Annotated in this window: 15 protein-coding genes; 8 read left to right on the plus strand and 7 right to left on the minus strand. The window is 62.4% G+C overall.

The window, feature by feature from the left end; genetic code table 11:
- Nucleotides 1–807: a TauD/TfdA dioxygenase family protein gene (locus ACIROW_RS12470; RefSeq protein ID WP_402275832.1), complete on the minus strand. Its 807-nt coding sequence runs from the start codon at nucleotides 805–807 to the stop codon at nucleotides 1–3.
- 214 nt (nucleotides 808–1,021) lie between these two features.
- Here ACIROW_RS12470 and ACIROW_RS12475 point away from each other — a divergent pair, with 214 nt between their 5' ends.
- On the plus strand, nucleotides 1,022–1,912 hold the full coding sequence (locus ACIROW_RS12475) for a LysR family transcriptional regulator (RefSeq protein WP_402275835.1): 891 nt from the start codon (nucleotides 1,022–1,024) through the stop codon (nucleotides 1,910–1,912).
- A gap of 22 nt (nucleotides 1,913–1,934) precedes the next feature.
- Here ACIROW_RS12475 and ACIROW_RS12480 read toward each other — a convergent pair whose 3' ends face one another.
- A complete protein-coding gene (locus ACIROW_RS12480; RefSeq protein ID WP_402275838.1) occupies nucleotides 1,935–2,672 on the minus strand; it encodes a helix-turn-helix domain-containing protein in 738 nt (245 codons plus the stop codon).
- Nucleotides 2,673–2,851: 179 nt separating this feature from the next.
- Here ACIROW_RS12480 and ACIROW_RS12485 point away from each other — a divergent pair, with 179 nt between their 5' ends.
- The 7 genes from ACIROW_RS12485 to ACIROW_RS12515 all read left to right on the plus strand — a co-directional run bounded on the left by ACIROW_RS12485 (nucleotide 2,852) and on the right by ACIROW_RS12515 (nucleotide 7,808).
- The gene (locus ACIROW_RS12485) at nucleotides 2,852–3,274 is read left to right on the plus strand and encodes a hypothetical protein (protein WP_402275839.1); all 423 of its coding nucleotides are present in this window, start codon (nucleotides 2,852–2,854) and stop codon (nucleotides 3,272–3,274) included.
- 50 nt (nucleotides 3,275–3,324) lie between these two features.
- Nucleotides 3,325–4,110 (plus strand): DUF2145 domain-containing protein, encoded by a 786-nt coding sequence (locus ACIROW_RS12490; RefSeq protein WP_402275841.1) that lies wholly within the window; start codon nucleotides 3,325–3,327, stop codon nucleotides 4,108–4,110.
- A 258-nt stretch (nucleotides 4,111–4,368) separates the two neighbouring features.
- Nucleotides 4,369–4,656, plus strand: coding sequence for a DUF4148 domain-containing protein (locus ACIROW_RS12495; protein ID WP_402275843.1), 288 nt, complete (start codon nucleotides 4,369–4,371; stop codon nucleotides 4,654–4,656).
- Nucleotides 4,657–5,008: 352 nt separating this feature from the next.
- Nucleotides 5,009–5,845: an ABC transporter substrate-binding protein gene (locus ACIROW_RS12500; RefSeq protein WP_402275845.1), complete on the plus strand. Its 837-nt coding sequence runs from the start codon at nucleotides 5,009–5,011 to the stop codon at nucleotides 5,843–5,845.
- Nucleotides 5,846–5,941: 96 nt separating this feature from the next.
- Nucleotides 5,942–6,694: an amino acid ABC transporter permease gene (locus ACIROW_RS12505; RefSeq protein WP_402275847.1), complete on the plus strand. Its 753-nt coding sequence runs from the start codon at nucleotides 5,942–5,944 to the stop codon at nucleotides 6,692–6,694.
- Complete coding sequence (locus ACIROW_RS12510) at nucleotides 6,694–7,455, plus strand: amino acid ABC transporter permease (protein ID WP_402275849.1); 762 nt, start codon at nucleotides 6,694–6,696, stop codon at nucleotides 7,453–7,455. The genes ACIROW_RS12505 and ACIROW_RS12510 overlap by 1 nt, the downstream gene beginning before the upstream one ends.
- A gap of 95 nt (nucleotides 7,456–7,550) precedes the next feature.
- On the plus strand, nucleotides 7,551–7,808 hold the full coding sequence (locus tag ACIROW_RS12515) for a hypothetical protein (protein ID WP_157137835.1): 258 nt from the start codon (nucleotides 7,551–7,553) through the stop codon (nucleotides 7,806–7,808).
- Between the two features lie 324 nt (nucleotides 7,809–8,132).
- On the opposite strand, the gene ACIROW_RS12520 is transcribed toward ACIROW_RS12515, so the two are convergent.
- The 5 genes from ACIROW_RS12520 to ACIROW_RS12540 are packed head-to-tail and all read right to left on the minus strand — an operon-like array spanning nucleotide 8,133 to nucleotide 14,812.
- Nucleotides 8,133–9,530, minus strand: a complete 1,398-nt coding sequence (locus tag ACIROW_RS12520; protein ID WP_402275852.1) for an LLM class flavin-dependent oxidoreductase — start codon at nucleotides 9,528–9,530, stop codon at nucleotides 8,133–8,135.
- Between the two features lie 19 nt (nucleotides 9,531–9,549).
- On the minus strand, nucleotides 9,550–11,019 hold the full coding sequence (locus tag ACIROW_RS12525; RefSeq protein ID WP_402275855.1) for an FAD/NAD(P)-binding protein: 1,470 nt from the start codon (nucleotides 11,017–11,019) through the stop codon (nucleotides 9,550–9,552).
- A 19-nt stretch (nucleotides 11,020–11,038) separates the two neighbouring features.
- Nucleotides 11,039–11,881: a TauD/TfdA dioxygenase family protein gene (locus ACIROW_RS12530; protein ID WP_402275857.1), complete on the minus strand. Its 843-nt coding sequence runs from the start codon at nucleotides 11,879–11,881 to the stop codon at nucleotides 11,039–11,041.
- Nucleotides 11,882–11,897: 16 nt separating this feature from the next.
- Entirely contained in the window at nucleotides 11,898–13,319 is a 1,422-nt protein-coding gene (locus tag ACIROW_RS12535) for an LLM class flavin-dependent oxidoreductase (protein ID WP_402275858.1), read from the minus strand.
- A gap of 26 nt (nucleotides 13,320–13,345) precedes the next feature.
- Nucleotides 13,346–14,812, minus strand: coding sequence for a hypothetical protein (locus ACIROW_RS12540; RefSeq protein ID WP_402275861.1), 1,467 nt, complete (start codon nucleotides 14,810–14,812; stop codon nucleotides 13,346–13,348).
- Nucleotides 14,813–14,820 lie beyond the last annotated feature (8 nt).

Raw genomic sequence — 14,820 nt, forward strand, 5'->3', positions numbered from 1 at the left:
TCAGGCAGCAACCGCGACTGCCTGATCCCCCTTCATCGTCTCCCAGAAAGCACCGTCTCCGCGCACCGTGGTGCGGTTCAGCACGCGCCGCTGCAATGGCGACAAGGGCGTGGCGCGATGCGCGACACGGAAGTTGTCCGCCACCACGAAGTCGCCTTCCTTCCATTGATGCCGATATACCGCACCTTCGCGCGACAGATGACGGTCGAGCGTGGCGATCAGTTGCTCGGTGGCGTCGCGTTCCATGTCGATGATGCTGTTGGTGAGGCCGACGTTGAGGTACAAACCTTCAACGCCGGTGTGCGGATGCGGCATCACCAGCGGATGTACCACATGATTGCGATGCGTGGTCCGCAAGTCGTGTATCTGCGATTTCAGCTCCTCCGGCAGGCTGCGCCAGGCCTGCTGCAGATCGGTGAACAGGGTGTCGCCGCCGACGTCCGGGCGCGCTTCCAGATGCCACAACGACATCGGCGTCGGCACCGTGCGGAACGAGCCGTCCGAATGCCAGTAGCGACCGACGCCGGTATAACCTTCGGTAGCGCGACTGGCGACGCGGAAGATCTGCGGATAACCGGCAATCTGTCCCGGCGCCGGTGGAAATTCCTCCAGCGCGCCGAATACTTCAGAGGCGGCGATCTGGTCCTGCGGCGACAGCACCGGTCCCGGAATGACCAGCAGGCCGTACTCCAGCAGCGCCGCCTGCAACGCCTGCTGCATGTCGGAGTCCGGATCGTCGCCCAGCCGCGCCAGGTCGACGTTGTGAATGCGTGCGCCGAAACCGGCGCTCATGGGGATGATGTTCATGGTGCTTCCTTTCGTGAGAATGACGAGGCGCAGGTCCAGCCTGAGGGTCGCCCGGGGATCGCGATGGCAATCGACGCCCTTATCTTGGCCTTGATCGGGCATGGGCGGAACGTCTGCATTGGGCATATGATTCATTCCAAAAATGAATAAAGAGCGTCATATCAGACGAAATTGGTGCGATAGACGCTATTATTCATTCCATGGAGGAATCAACATGGATCGCCTGAACGCAATGGAAACCTTCGTCAACGTGGTCGAAGCAGGTTCGTTTTCGAGCGCCGCACGACGTCTGGAAGTCGGCCAGCCGGCGGTCTCGAAAGCGGTGGCGCAACTGGAAGAACGTCTCGGCGTGCGCTTGCTGCTGCGCTCCACGCGCGGCCTGACGCCGACCGAAGCCGGCCAGCGTTTTTATGAACGCGCCTTGCGCGCCATCGGCGAAGCCGACGAAGCCGACCGCAGCGCGCGCGGCGCCGGCAACGAACTGTCCGGACCGCTGAGGATTTCGGCGGCGCTGACCTTCGCGCGCCTGCGCATCCTGCCCCATCTCAAACCTTTCCTCGACCGCCATCCCCAGCTCAGCCTCGACGTGGTGCTGGACGATCGGCATATCGACATGCTGGAAGAAGGCATCGACGTCGCGCTGCGCATGGGCGTGCTGAGCGACTCCGGCATGACGGCGCGCAAGATTGCGCAAGGCGCGCGCTCGGTCATCGCCACGCCGGCCTACTTCGCCGCGCATGGCGTACCGGCCGGGCCGGCCGAGCTGAGCCGGCACGCGGCGGTGATTTACGGACGCGGCAGCGGCGGCACGACGTGGTCGTTCCGCCGCGGCGCCGACGAGGTAACGGTATCGGTCTCCGGACGCATCAAGGTCAACGCCGCCGAAGGCGTGCGCGCCGCCGTGCTGGCCGACATGGGGCTGGCGATTTCATCGGAATGGATGTTTGAACCGGAACTCGCGAGCGGCGAGCTGGTGCGTGTGCTGACCGACTGGAGCCTGCCGCCGATCGACTTGTGGGCGCTGTACCCGGGCGGGCGCATGGCCAGCGCCAAGGCGCGCGCCTTCGTCGCCTACGTGGAAGAGTTGCTGGCGACGCCGGCCTGAGCGAACGGCCCGGCGTGGCAAGTCAGCGCTTCTTCTGCATGGCCTTGAACGACTCCGGCGACCACGGCCGCATCGCCAGGATCAGGCTGGTGCCGTCGCGCTGCGCCAGCGGCAACTCCAGGTCCTGATGATGCAGCGCCGAGAATTCCGCCGCGATGCGGCGCATGTGCTGCTGCATGAGCGCATTGCTGGCCGGCGACAACATGCCGCTGACCATGCTCATCTTTTCGCGCTCGCCGTCAAAACGTGAGTTGAAGAAATCGTTGCGCAGCTGGGCGCGGAAATATTGCTGTATCGGGCCGCCCGGCAGCCAGCTGAAATCCGGCGCGACGCGTACCCGTATCTTGTTGTTGGGCAGCAGGTCGATGATGCCCAGCTTGTCGAGGCGCGCCAGCAGGCGCACGCATTCCGCACGCGAAAAATCGAAAGCCTCCAGGATCTCTTCCATGCTCCAGTGATTGACCGCATGCACGGCGATCAGCAACAGCCGCGGATCCGATACCAGCTTGTTCTCCTGTTCGATCGTCAGCTGCGCCGGCGTGGCCGCATCGTGCGCCACCATGCGTGCGAGATCGCTGATCTGGATGCCGAGCAGGCCGCACACCTGGTCGAAGCGCTCCAGCGAAAAACTCTTCTCCGCAAATACCCGCTTCACGCTGGCCTCGCTCAGGCCGAGTCCCTTGCCGAGCTTTGCATACGTCATGCCGCGCGCCTTGAGCACGTTCTTGAGGGCGTCTATCAGCGCCTGGGCCTGGGCCATCTGCATCTCCTTCAATTCGAATTTCTTGAAAAGTATCATATATCAATACTTTCGTATAAGTCGTTCGCTACTTTTGATTGAATAAATACAAATACCGATACCGTTGATAAAGTCCGCCTGCGCTTCAACGACGCGCTTCCCTCAACACCACTTAAACGTAAAAACCGGAGAACAACATCATGAACACATTGAACCTGCGCCGCATCGTTTCCACCCTGTCGCTGGCTGTGGCCCTGTCGTCGGCCTTGCTGGCGCAACCTGCATCGGCGCAATCGACTGCCAGCGACGCCTCCGCACTGTCGGTAGTGGCATCGATCGCGGCGCCGGCCTACTTCATCTCCGAAGGCAGCGAGTACCTCGTCAAGAGCGTCGAAGCCTCGGGCAAGGGCTCGGTCTATGTAGTGGAGAAAATCGGCGCCGGCGTGCGCGGCTCGGTGACCATCACCGCCAACGCCAGCGGCGCCGTGTCGGTCGGCGTCGGCTCGGTCATCCAGGCCACCGCCACCTCGGCCGGCATGCTGCTGGTCAGCGCCGGCAAGGTGTTGGCGATCATCCCGAACGAACTCGGCAAGGCGCTCATGAAGAGCAAGAAAGTTTCCTGAAAAATTTAAACGACCGCAGCACACGATCATTCAACGACACGGAGCACAACATGATAAAAAAAATCGTCCTCGCCGCACTCGTGGCATTGCATCTGGCGCTGCCTGCCATCGCGCATGCCGGGCAAGCCTGCGAACAAAAGCCGCCGACGGAAACACGCGTGGCACAAGGCATCGCCATGGCCGTCAAGACCGTCGCCCAGCTCGACGCCAGCGGCGCCGATGTGGTCATCATCGCGCGCGCCGGCCAGGATCTGAGCAAATACCGGCAACGCTATTCGCATCTCGGCTTCGCCTACAAGCAGGATGGCCACTGGACCATCGTGCACAAGCTCAACGAATGCGGCACCGCCGTCAGCAACATCTACGAACAAGGCATGGGCCAGTTCTTCCTCGACGATCCCTATCGCTTCGAAGCGGCGGTCGCCGTGCCGGCGCCGGAAGTGCAGCAACGCCTGCGCACCGTGCTGACCGACCCGGCAAAAGTGCTGGCCGGACATATTGCCGCCTACAACATGCTGTCGTACGCCTGGGGCGACAAGTACCAGCAATCGAATCAATGGGTATTGGAAACATTGGCGATGGCGCAGGAAAACAGCATCCACACCCGCGAGCAAGCCCAGGCATGGCTCAAGTTCAAGGGCTACCAGCCGACCGTGCTCGACCTCGGCCCCATGACCCGGCTCGGCGCGCGGATGTTCAAAGCCAACATTGCCTTCGACGATCATCCCAACGAAAAGCGTTTCAGCGATCGCATTGAAACCATCGGCGCTGATTCTGTGTTCGCCTTTCTGGAACAATCGGGCTTGCAGGCTTCCCATTTCGTCGTCGGCCTCTGACAGCAGCGGAAAAAACCGGCGGATTTACCCGAACAATGCAGACGATTGTCCGGGCCTCAGGAACAAAGGCCTTCAGTCAGACGATATTTTTATATCAGTCATTTCATGTTCGGATAACACGAAAATAAGTGGTTGCAAAACAAAACTCTGAACCTATCTCGGTAATGCGCCCGGCAGTACTCATTAATTTTCTGCCGGCATCGCTGTTGTTTCAACCAGGTACTTCAACTTAATTGCCACTTACTCAGAGAGAATAAAATGAACATCGCTAAAATTATCGCCGCTACTGCCCTGATCGCCGCCGCCGGTTCCGCACTTGCCGAAACTCCATATCCACCACAACAAGCGTTCACCTCGACCAAGACACGTGCTGAAGTCGTCGCCGAAGTGAAGCAAGCAGGTGGTGACCTGGGTCGCCGCAACTATCAGGACACGTTCAATCCTGCTCCTGTCGTATCGAGCAAGACCCGCGCTGACGTCCTGGCCGAACTCAGCCAGACTCGCGGCGACGTCGCTCGCAACAACTACATCAACACCACACGTTGATCGACCGCTGCATGTCGATGACAGACAGTCCGCCCCGGCATCGCGCCGCCGCGGACTGAAGTTGTTTAACTGACCGGCGAACTGCAATCTCTGCAATGACGCCGGTTTGTCGCATTCTTCCCTCGTCGTTTTTCTTTTCATTTTCCACCACCTTCCGCTGCTCCCCTTACGCATTTTTCCTGCGCTGTTTTCCGCATAAACAAAGCCGTAAATAGTCGTTCCCAGATCCCGTCGCGTCTTCCTATACTCGCTCCCATTTGGTGCATCCGCGCCAACGGGATGCAGGACCTCGCCGGCTATCCGCCTGCATTGAAACGCATCCCACCATTTCACGACAACAAGGAAAATATCCATGAAATTGCGTGCTTCACTGTCCCCTTTGTTCTTTGCGTCCGCCCTTGCGCTGACCTTGCTGCCGGCTGCCGCCCACGCCGACAAGCTCGACGACATCAAAAAGGCCGGCGTACTGCGAGTAGCTGCTTTTGACGGAAATCCGCCGTTCGGCTACGTCGATGCGACCAGCAAAAAAATCGTCGGCCTCGACATCGACTACGCCAACGAGCTCGGCAAGAAACTCGGCGTGAAGGTGGAAATCGTCCCGACCAATCCGGCCAACCGCATTCCGCTGCTGTCGTCCAACAAGGTCGACCTGGTGTTCGCCAATTTCACGATTACCGAAGACCGCGCCAAGGTTATCGACTTCAGCATTCCTTACTTCGCTTCGGGCCAGCAATTCCTCGCCAGGAAGGGCGTGCTGAAGAACGCCGACGGCATCAAGGACATCCGCGTCGGCACCGACAAGGGAACCACCATGGAAACCACGCTGCGTGAAAAGTATCCCGACACCAAGGTGGTGCTGTATGACGACACCCCACTCGGTCTGGCCGCACTGCGCAACGGCAACATCCAGGCGTTCAGTCAGGATGGCTCCAAGCTGACCGCGATCCTGGCGGCGCTGCCGGACAAGGACAAATACGAAATCCCGGCCTTCGCAATCTCGGAAGAATATGAGGGCGTCGGCGTTCCCAAGGGGGAGACGCGCCTGGTTGCCTTCCTGAATGACTGGCTGCGCGACCTCGAGAAGACCGGTACCGCACAACTGATCTATGACAAGTGGTTCGGCCCGCAAAGCAAATCGCCGCTGCCGCGCCTGTTCAAGATCGGCGACACCAAGCTGCGCGACAAATAAGCAGATCGTTCGCGATGAGAACCAGCCGCTTCGTGCGGCTGTTCTCGTTTTGGCTACCTCACTGATTGCTACCGCTTAATTGGCGTCCTGATCTCCATGCTCTCCCATTTCGATACCAGCCAGCTGCTCGCCCCCAAATATCTGCTGTGGATGTGGCACGGCTTCCAGACCACCCTGCTGCTCAGCGCCGCGACGGTGGTGCTGGCGACGCTGCTCGGCTTCTTCCTGGCGGCGGCACGCTCGAGCGCACATGCCGGCTTGCGGTTGCCGGCCGCAGCCTACACCTCGCTGTTTCGCAACACGCCGCTGCTGGTGCAGTTGCTGTTCTGGTATTTCGGCGTGCCCGCCCTATTCCCCGAAGGCGCGATGGAGTGGCTCAACGCCACCCACAGCATCCGCTTGCTGGGCGTGCTGACGCTGAGCTGGCCGTCGTTTGAATTCCTGGCGGCGATGATCGGCGTGGTGCTCTACTCCACCGCCTACGTCAGCGAAGAATTCCGCGCCGGCATGCGCGGCGTGCCGGCCGCGCAATCACTGGCCGGAGCCGCCATCGGCCTGACCCGCTTGCAGGTGGTGCGCTACATCGTGCTGCCGCAAGCCGTACGCATCGCGCTGCCGCCGCTGCTCGGCCAGTACATGAACATCCTCAAGAACACTTCGCTGACGATGGCCATCGGCCTTGCCGAATTGTCGTACACCTCGCGCCAGGTAGAGGCCGAGACCTTCCGTACCTTCCAGGCCTTCGGCTTCGCCACGCTGCTGTATATCGTCGCCATCGCATTGATCGAGAGCCTTGGCCACTGGCATTTGCAGGTGCGCCTCGCACATGGCGGCAAGGGGAGGCATTGATGGAATTCGCCGTGCTGCTCGACAATCTGCCCTATCTGCTGTGGGGATCGTATCCAGACGGACCGCTCGGCGGCGCCGCACTGACGCTGCTGCTGAGCGTCGGCTCAGCGCTGCTGTCGGCGCTGCTCGGCGTGGTGTTCGGCGTGGTGCTGGCGATGAGCAGCGGCGCGATGCGCAACCTGCTCACGCTGGCGCTGGGATTTTTCCGCGCGATTCCGGTGCTGATGCTGATCTTCTGGACTTACTTCCTGCTGCCGATTGCGTTCGGCATCGACGTGCCCGGCGTGCTGTCGGTGATGTTTGCGCTGTCGCTGGTGAGCGCCGCCTATCTGGCGCATTCGGTGGCGGCGGGGATTGCCGGCATTCGCAGCGGCCAATGGGACGCAGGCCTCTCGCTCGGCCTGCCGCGCCTGCATGTGCTGCGCTGGATCGTGCTGCCGCAGGCGCTGCAGATGATGCTGCCGTCCTTCATCAATCAGTGGGTGACGCTGATCAAGGACAGTTCGCTGGCCTACATCGTCGGCGTCGGCGAATTGTCGTTCGTGGCGTCGCAGGTGAACAGCCGGTTGATGATTTATCCGATGGAGATTTTCATGTTCGTCGGCGCCATTTATTTCGTGTTGTGCTCGGCGCTGGAACAATTCGCGGCATGGGTTGGACGCTACTTCCATCCTGAGGCAATCGCCACGCGACATGTGCGCCGGGCGATGAAAAAAGAGCAGGAAAACACGCTGCCGGAAACCTGGCCTGAAATCGCCTGACGCGTCAGGAAAATGTGATACATTCGTCCGCTTGCTGTTCCTTGTTGTCCTTGCGGCTTTGGTTATAATCGCCCCCCCCATAAGAATAATCGACCATGAAATCGAACACACAGACATCCCACGCAACAATCTACGGGCAAGACATCAGCCTGGCGTGCCCGCACTGCGGCCAGCTCATGCTGCAGCTGTCGCCCGACGCGCGCCCGATCCAGGAAAAGAAGGTGGCCTGCCCGTCATGTTGCAAACAAAGCAAGATGGCCAAGCTGAAGACCAGCAGCGGCGATACTTACCAGCTCTACATTCGTCAGATCGATCCGAATGCGCGCATCGGCGTGTACAGCTACAAAAAATAGAGAATTTTTGCAGGACTGCTCCACCTGATCTCGCATCCCCAAACAAAAAGCCCCGCACGTTGCCGTGACGGGGCTTTTTTGAATTTGCGCAAATAGATTGTGAAAATCTGTTCATATTGCAACCCCGACATGTGAACAGATTCGGTGAGGAGATTCGCGCGGCCCAGTGCTATCTGCAAAGTGGCTGCTCATTGAATCCGCTCACTGAATCTGTTCACATGTTGGCGCTGCTGCGCAGGAGAGGATAGCGTGGGTTCACTATACCTGCCCCGCCGCCGCGCAGCTACGAATCAATCCGAGCATGCATGCGCGGATTTTTCATAACTACGCTGCCGCCGCCACTACCTCAGGATTCCGTCCCTGGCGGAATCCCGCCGCCGGATGCCGTGCCGGCAACAAGGGCGAGGCGCCGCCCAGCTTCTCGCGCAACGTACCCTCCTGATACGCGGTCTTGTAGCGGCCGCGCCGTTGCAGTTCGGGCGCCACCAGGTCGGCAAAATCCTCGTAGGCCTCCGGCGTCACGGCATAACTCAGGTTGAGGCCGTCGACGTCGGTGGCATCGACCCAGTGCTCGATGGCGTCGGCCACCTGTTCCACCGAGCCGATGAACAACGGACCGCGGCCGCCGATGGCGTTGTGGCGCGCCAGTTCGCCGACAGTCCAGACACGGTCCGGATCGCCGATGGTGAAATTTTCCAGCGCCGAACTGATGCCGGCGTCGAGCTTGAGGTAACGGATAGGCTCGTCGGGATCATATTTGGAAAAATCGATGCCGGTCCAGCCCGAGAACATCGCCAGCGCCGCCTGCGGATTGATGTAGTTCTGGTAGTCGCGGAATTTTTCCTGCGCTTCCTTTTCGGTGCGACCGACGATGATGGTCGCCATCGAGAAGAACTTGATGTCGTCGGCGTGGCGCCCCGCCAGCACTGCCTGGCTGCGCGTATCGGCCACCACCGGCGCGATGGTCTTGATGCTCGGGCCGCTCAGGTAGATGCATTCGGCATGGCGGCCGGCGAAGGCCTTGCCGCGCGTCGACGAACCGGCCTGGAACAACACCGGCGTGCGCTGGCGCGACGGCTCGGTCAGGTGCACGCCTTCCAGCTTGAAGTATTTTCCTTCGTGCACGATCTTGTGGATAAGGCGCGGATCGGCGAACTCGCCGGTGGCGACGTCGCGCAGCACGGCGCCATCTTCCCAGCTCGACTCCCACAGCTTGTAGACCACGTCCATGTATTCGTCGGCGATGTCATAGCGCTCGTCGTGGGCCGTCACCTTGCTGTGGCCGAGCGCGCGCACGCCGCTGGTGCTGTGGCCGGTGACAATGTTCCAGCCGATGCGGCCGTTGGTCAGGTGATCCAGCGTCGACATGCGCCGCGCGAACACATACGGCGGCTCGTGGTTGGCGTTGCTGGTGACGCCGAAGCCGAGATGCTTCGTCGCGTAAGCCATCGCCGAAATCGACAGCATCGGATCCTGCTTCGGCACCTGTGCGCCGTAGCGCAGCGCCGTGTCGAGATTGCCGCCGAAGACGTCGTTGACGCCGATGCTGTCGGCCATGAACAGCGCATCGATGAAGCCGCGCTCCAGCACCTTGGCCAGATTGACCCAGTAGTCGAGCGTGTTGTAGGTCAGCGAGCGATCACGCGGATGGCGCCACAGGCCCGGCGAGTGATGCACCGGGCTGTGCAGCGCAAAGGCGTTCATGCGGATTTCTTTTGCCATGATTTTTCCTCGAATGCAACTAGGCCGCGTTCAACGCAGCCGCGTAGTTTTGATTGCTGTGATTGCCGGCCGCATCAAGACGCGGCGCCAGCAGCACTGCCTGGCGCAACAATTCGGCGATGGTGCCGGACTCGAACAGCACGCCGCGCAAGGGCAGGCCGCTGGTAGAGATCAGGGTCGAGGGCTGGCCGTCGGCGCCGATCACGGCCAGCGTCTGCGGATCGGCGTCGATGCCGAGATTGAGTGCGCTCGGGCGTACATAACCCTTCTCCAGCAAACGACCCAGCAACGGTTCGCCGCTGACGCGCTTCCACACGTATTCGAAGCCGGTGCAATTGATCACGGCGTCGGCCACCAGCGTCAATGCCGGCTGCACTTGCTGCTGGCCGCGCAGGCGCACCGCCACCGCGACCTTGCCGGCCGACTCTTCATGCAGCTCGACCGGCGTGCCGGTATGCACCTGCAAGCGACCGGCAGCGCGCACTGCGTCAAAGACCTCCGCACTCGGCGGCGGCACCCGATGCAGGAACATGTCCCAGTACGCGCGCACGTGGCGCATGAAGCGCTGGCGCTCGCTCAGTGCAGCAGCCTTCCACAGGCGCGTCAGATGCGGACGCACCGCCATCACCACGCGTTGCCAGTCGTCGCCACTGTCCTTGGCCTTCGCAATCTGCGCCCGCACAGTGCGCAAGATGTCGCGCGCGGTCGTGGGTGCGCCGGTGTCGGTCAGGAACTCGGGCCACGCCGCCACTTCATGGCGCGCCACCGGCACCAGGCCGCGCCGCGAGACCACGTGATACTTGCCGCGATAGCCGCGCGCCTCCAGCGCCACCACGGCGTCGATCATGGTCAGGCTGCTGCCGATCAGCAGCACGTCGGTGGCGCCCTTGAGCTTGTCGAGTGCATCCGGATTCCACGGATCGGCCAGGTAGCGGCCATCGTCTTCCAGCGCCTGCGTGACGGCAAAACCGGGACGCGACTTGAATACGCCAGGCGCCAGCAACAGATGGTCGGCGCTGAACTCGCGCACGGCGTGGCCGTTGTCGACCGTCACGCGCACGCGGCCGTGATCTTCGCTGACGTCGCTGACCTTGGCCAGGATGTGTTCGACTTCAACGCCGGGTGCAGCGTCCTGCAGCGCCAGCCGCAACTCGTCGCGCAGGTAGTCGCCGAACATCCAGCGCGGCGCGAACGCCAGCAGCTTGTCGTCGAACTCGTTCCAGCCCGATCGGTCGGCGCGCAATTGCAGCCAGTTTGCGAAATGCGCGGCGTCGTCGGGACGCAGGCTGAAGGCCTTGGCCGGGCCGTTGAGGCGGTGGCTGAAGTCGGGGGTGGAATACGCCAGCCCGCGTCCCAGTTCGGGATTCGGATCGAAGATGCGGATCAGCAGCGGCGTCTGCGCCTGGCGCAGCAGACGGATCGCGGCCAGCGTGCCGGCCATGCCGCCGCCGACGATGGCGACCGAGCGTTGTGTGGTGTGGTTGGACATGCGGCCTCCTGGGTGGAATTTAAAACGGCTTGTCGCCCTTGACGGTCACGCGATAGCCGGAACGCACTTGCGGGTAGTAGTCCCACACCGCCAGATGCTGGGCGCTGCGGTTATCCCAGAACGCGATCGAATCCGGCTGCCAGCGAAAGCGCACCTGGAAATCCGGCTTGGCCAGATGCTGGTACAGGAAAGCGAGGATCGCCGCACTCTCTTCCCGCGGCACATTGTCGATGTGCGTCGTGAAATTGGAATTGACGAACAAGCCCTTGCGGCCGCTCTCCGGATGCGTGCGCACGATCGGATGCGAAGACTTCGGATAGACGCGGTCGCGGTCGTCGATGCCCTTGCCGCGATTGCGGCTGCGATACACCTGCTCGCCGTCGTGCGTCGCGGTGAGTCCCAGCAAGTAAGTCTGCAGGCCCGGCGACAGCGCTTCATAGGCGGCATAGGTATTCGAGAACAGCGTGTCGCCGCCGTGCTCGGGCAAGGTCTGCAGATGCAGGATGCTGCCCAGCGGCGGTTCGGCGTCGCACGAGACGTCCGAATGCCAGCGGTCGCCGGCGATGCGCACGGTGTTGTGGTCGGCGTGGATCGGCAGGATTTCGGGATGGCCTTCCGGACCTTTGGTGTTGGGATGCACGTGCAATTCGCCGAAATAGCGGCCGAAGCGCTTGTGCTGCTCCAGCGTCAGCGGCTGGTCGCGGAAAAAGATCACCAGGTGGTCCAACAGCGCCTGGCGCACTTCCGCAATTTGCTGCGGCTCAAGCGGACGGGTCAGGTCGATGCCGTCGATCTCGGCGCCGATCAGCGGCGTGACCGGCTTGACCTTGATGGTTTCGTAACGTGTTGCTGTTGTTGTCATGAAAGTCTCCTTGATGTTATTGAATTTCGGCAGCGGCGGCGGGAGCATCTGCGGCTGCATCGGCGCCGCGCCGGAACGCCGCCGCCGGATGCGTGTCGGGCAAGCGCGGGCTGGCGCCATAGAGTTTTTCGCGCAGCGTGCCGGCGCGGTATTCCTTCTTGTAGACGCCGCGCTTCTGCAACTCCGGCACCACCAGTTCGACGAAATCGATGTGGCTTTGCGGCAGCAGCGTGTAGCTCAGGTTGAAACCGTCAATGTCAGTCTCGTCCATCCATTCCTGCATGATGTCGGCGACCTGTTCGGGCGTGCCGACCAGCACCGGCCCCTTGCCGCCGATGGCGTTGTGCTGCGCCAGCTCGCCGATGGTCCAGACGCGATCGGGATCAGCCACGGTGAAACCTTCGATGGTCGATTGCATGCCTTCGCTCTTGGCGTATTGCAGCGGCTCGTTGACGTCGCGTCCGGCCAGGTCGACGCCGCTCCAGCGCGAGAACAGCGCCAGCGCGCCCTCCGGGCTGACGTAGCGGCGGTAGTCTTCGAGCTTGGCCTGGGCTTCGGCCTCGGTGCGGCCGACGATCACGGTCAGCAGCATGAAGAACAGGATGTCGTCGGGATTGCGACCCAGTTGTGCGGCGCGCTGCCGTGTGTCGGCGACCGAGGCGCGAATGATGTTCTTCGACGGCGCGCTGACGAACACGCATTCGGCATGGCGCGCGGCGAAGTCCTTGCCGCGTCCCGACGAACCGGCCTGGTACAGCAGCGGCGTGCGCTGCGGCGTCGGCTCGCTGAAGTGCACGCCCTCGATCTGGTAGTGCGGCCCTTCATGACGGATCACGTGTACCTTGGACGGATCGGCGAAGGTCTTGGTGGCGCGGTCGCGTTTGACGGCGTCGTCTTCCCAGCTGCCTTCCCACAGCTTGTAGACCACGTCGAGATAGTCGTCGGCGATCTCGTAGCGCAGGTCGTGCGGCTTGCTGGGACCGAGCCCGAGCGCCTTGCTGCCGGAGTCGCCGAAGCTGGTCACGATGTTCCAGCCTACCCGTCCCCTGGTCAGCTGATCGAGCGTCGACATGCGGCGCGCGAACAGGTACGGCGGCTCGTAGGTGACGCTGCTGGTCACGGCAAAGCCGAGATGCTCGGTGACCTGCGCCATCGCCGCCACCAGCAACAACGGATCAAGACGCGGGAATTGCAGGGCGCCGCGGATGCCGGCATCGTGCGAACCGCCGTAGACGTCGTAGGTGCTGATGCCGTCGGCCCAGAACAGGCCGTCGTACTTGCCCTGCTCGGCCACGCGCGCGAGATTGCTCCAGAACTCCAGCGTGTTGTAGTCGAGCGACTTGTCCTGCGGATGCGACCACAAGCCCGGCGACAGATGGCTGGGTGCAAACGTCACGAAGGCGTTGATCCTGATTTCCTTGCCGGTTTTTTTACTCATGTCATCCTCATTTCAAAAATTTGTATTCAGGTCCATGCCTGCAGCGCCGCGAACCACGCCAGGCTGACTCCGTAGCCGGCTAGCGTAAAGCGGCCGTTCCATTGCAACGCGACGATGCGTCCCGGTACGTCGGCGGCGCGCGCCATGATGGCGATGGTGGCGCCGTATGGCGTGATGCCGCCGGCCAGCACCCAGCTCGACAGGAACACGAAGGCCAGCACCACCGGCTTCAATCCCAGCAAAGCCGGATCGGGAATCGCCGCGCTGACGATGCCGATGCCGACCACCGCGCCGACACCAAGCTGCGCCACCGCGATAATCGCCGGCAGCAGCAAGCCGGCCAGCAGCACCGGATGCAAAGCCGCCTGCGCCAGCAAAGCCGGGATTGCCTGCAAATGCAGCGCGTGGCCGAGCAGCGTGCCGAGCAGAGCGCCAGAGGCGATCATGCAAATCTCGGTGCGAAAGCCAGGGAAAATCTGAAACAGGCGCTGCCGCATGCGCCGCGCCGTCAGCGCCAGCGCTGACGACACGCCGGCGCGTGCGTACTGGCGCACCAGCCACAGCAGGGCCACCGGCGGCACCACCAGCATCACGCCGTCGCTGACGCTGGCATGCAGCGCGAACGCCGCCGCTAATGCTGCGGCGATCACGGCCAGGATCAATGCGACGAAGTCGTGGACCGCACGCCAGTCGGCGCGCGGCGATGACGTGTTGATCGCCGCAGCAGTCTTCCAGTGCACCCCGTCCAGCAGCCAGCCGAGCAGCAGATAGCTCAGCGACAGGGCCATCGCGTACGGCAGCAATTCCTGCCAGTGCAAGGCCGGCACCGAGGCCAGCGCCACCGCAAAGCCGATCGACAGCGGCGACCACATCGCCATCGTGCCGAAGCCGCGGATGATCGCCACCGACGATTCGCGCAGACGCTGCGCCTGCAATTGCGCGTCGCCGCCGGCGGCTGCCAGCGTGTTGCTGCGCCGGACCATGTTGCCCAGCAGGTTGATCGCGCCGACGTTGAGCACGATCGCCAACAGATGCGCACCGGTGGTCAGCACCACGTAGCGGCGCGACTTCGGTTGGCCGATCACGGTGTAGCCGACGCGGCGGATCAGCGACGAAGTGCGCGCCGCTTCCACCATGAAGCCCATCGCCGCCAGAATCGCCGCCACCGTGGTCGAGCGGTCCAGTCCCTGCGCCACCACCTGCCAGCCGGATGGCCACGACAGCAGCGCCGCCAGCGCCAGCAGCAAGGTCAGCCACACGGTGGTCTTGACCATGCGCGCCAGCACATGCACCTCGCACAGCAGGTAGACCGTCAGGCCGAGATCGGCGGCATAGCCGAACCAGATTGCCGTTGCATGTCCCGCCAGCAAGTCGCGCAACAACACACCCACACCCACCGTGCTCAAAGCCAGCGTCGACCACACCGCGCGACTGCCGAACGACAGTCGTGGGAAGAATGCGGTCAGCGGCAATTTGTCGGCGAGTCGGTTCACGGCAAGAT

This window comes from Herbaspirillum sp. NPDC101397 (genome assembly GCF_044767325.1).
Lineage (GTDB): Bacteria > Pseudomonadota > Gammaproteobacteria > Burkholderiales > Burkholderiaceae_D > Herbaspirillum.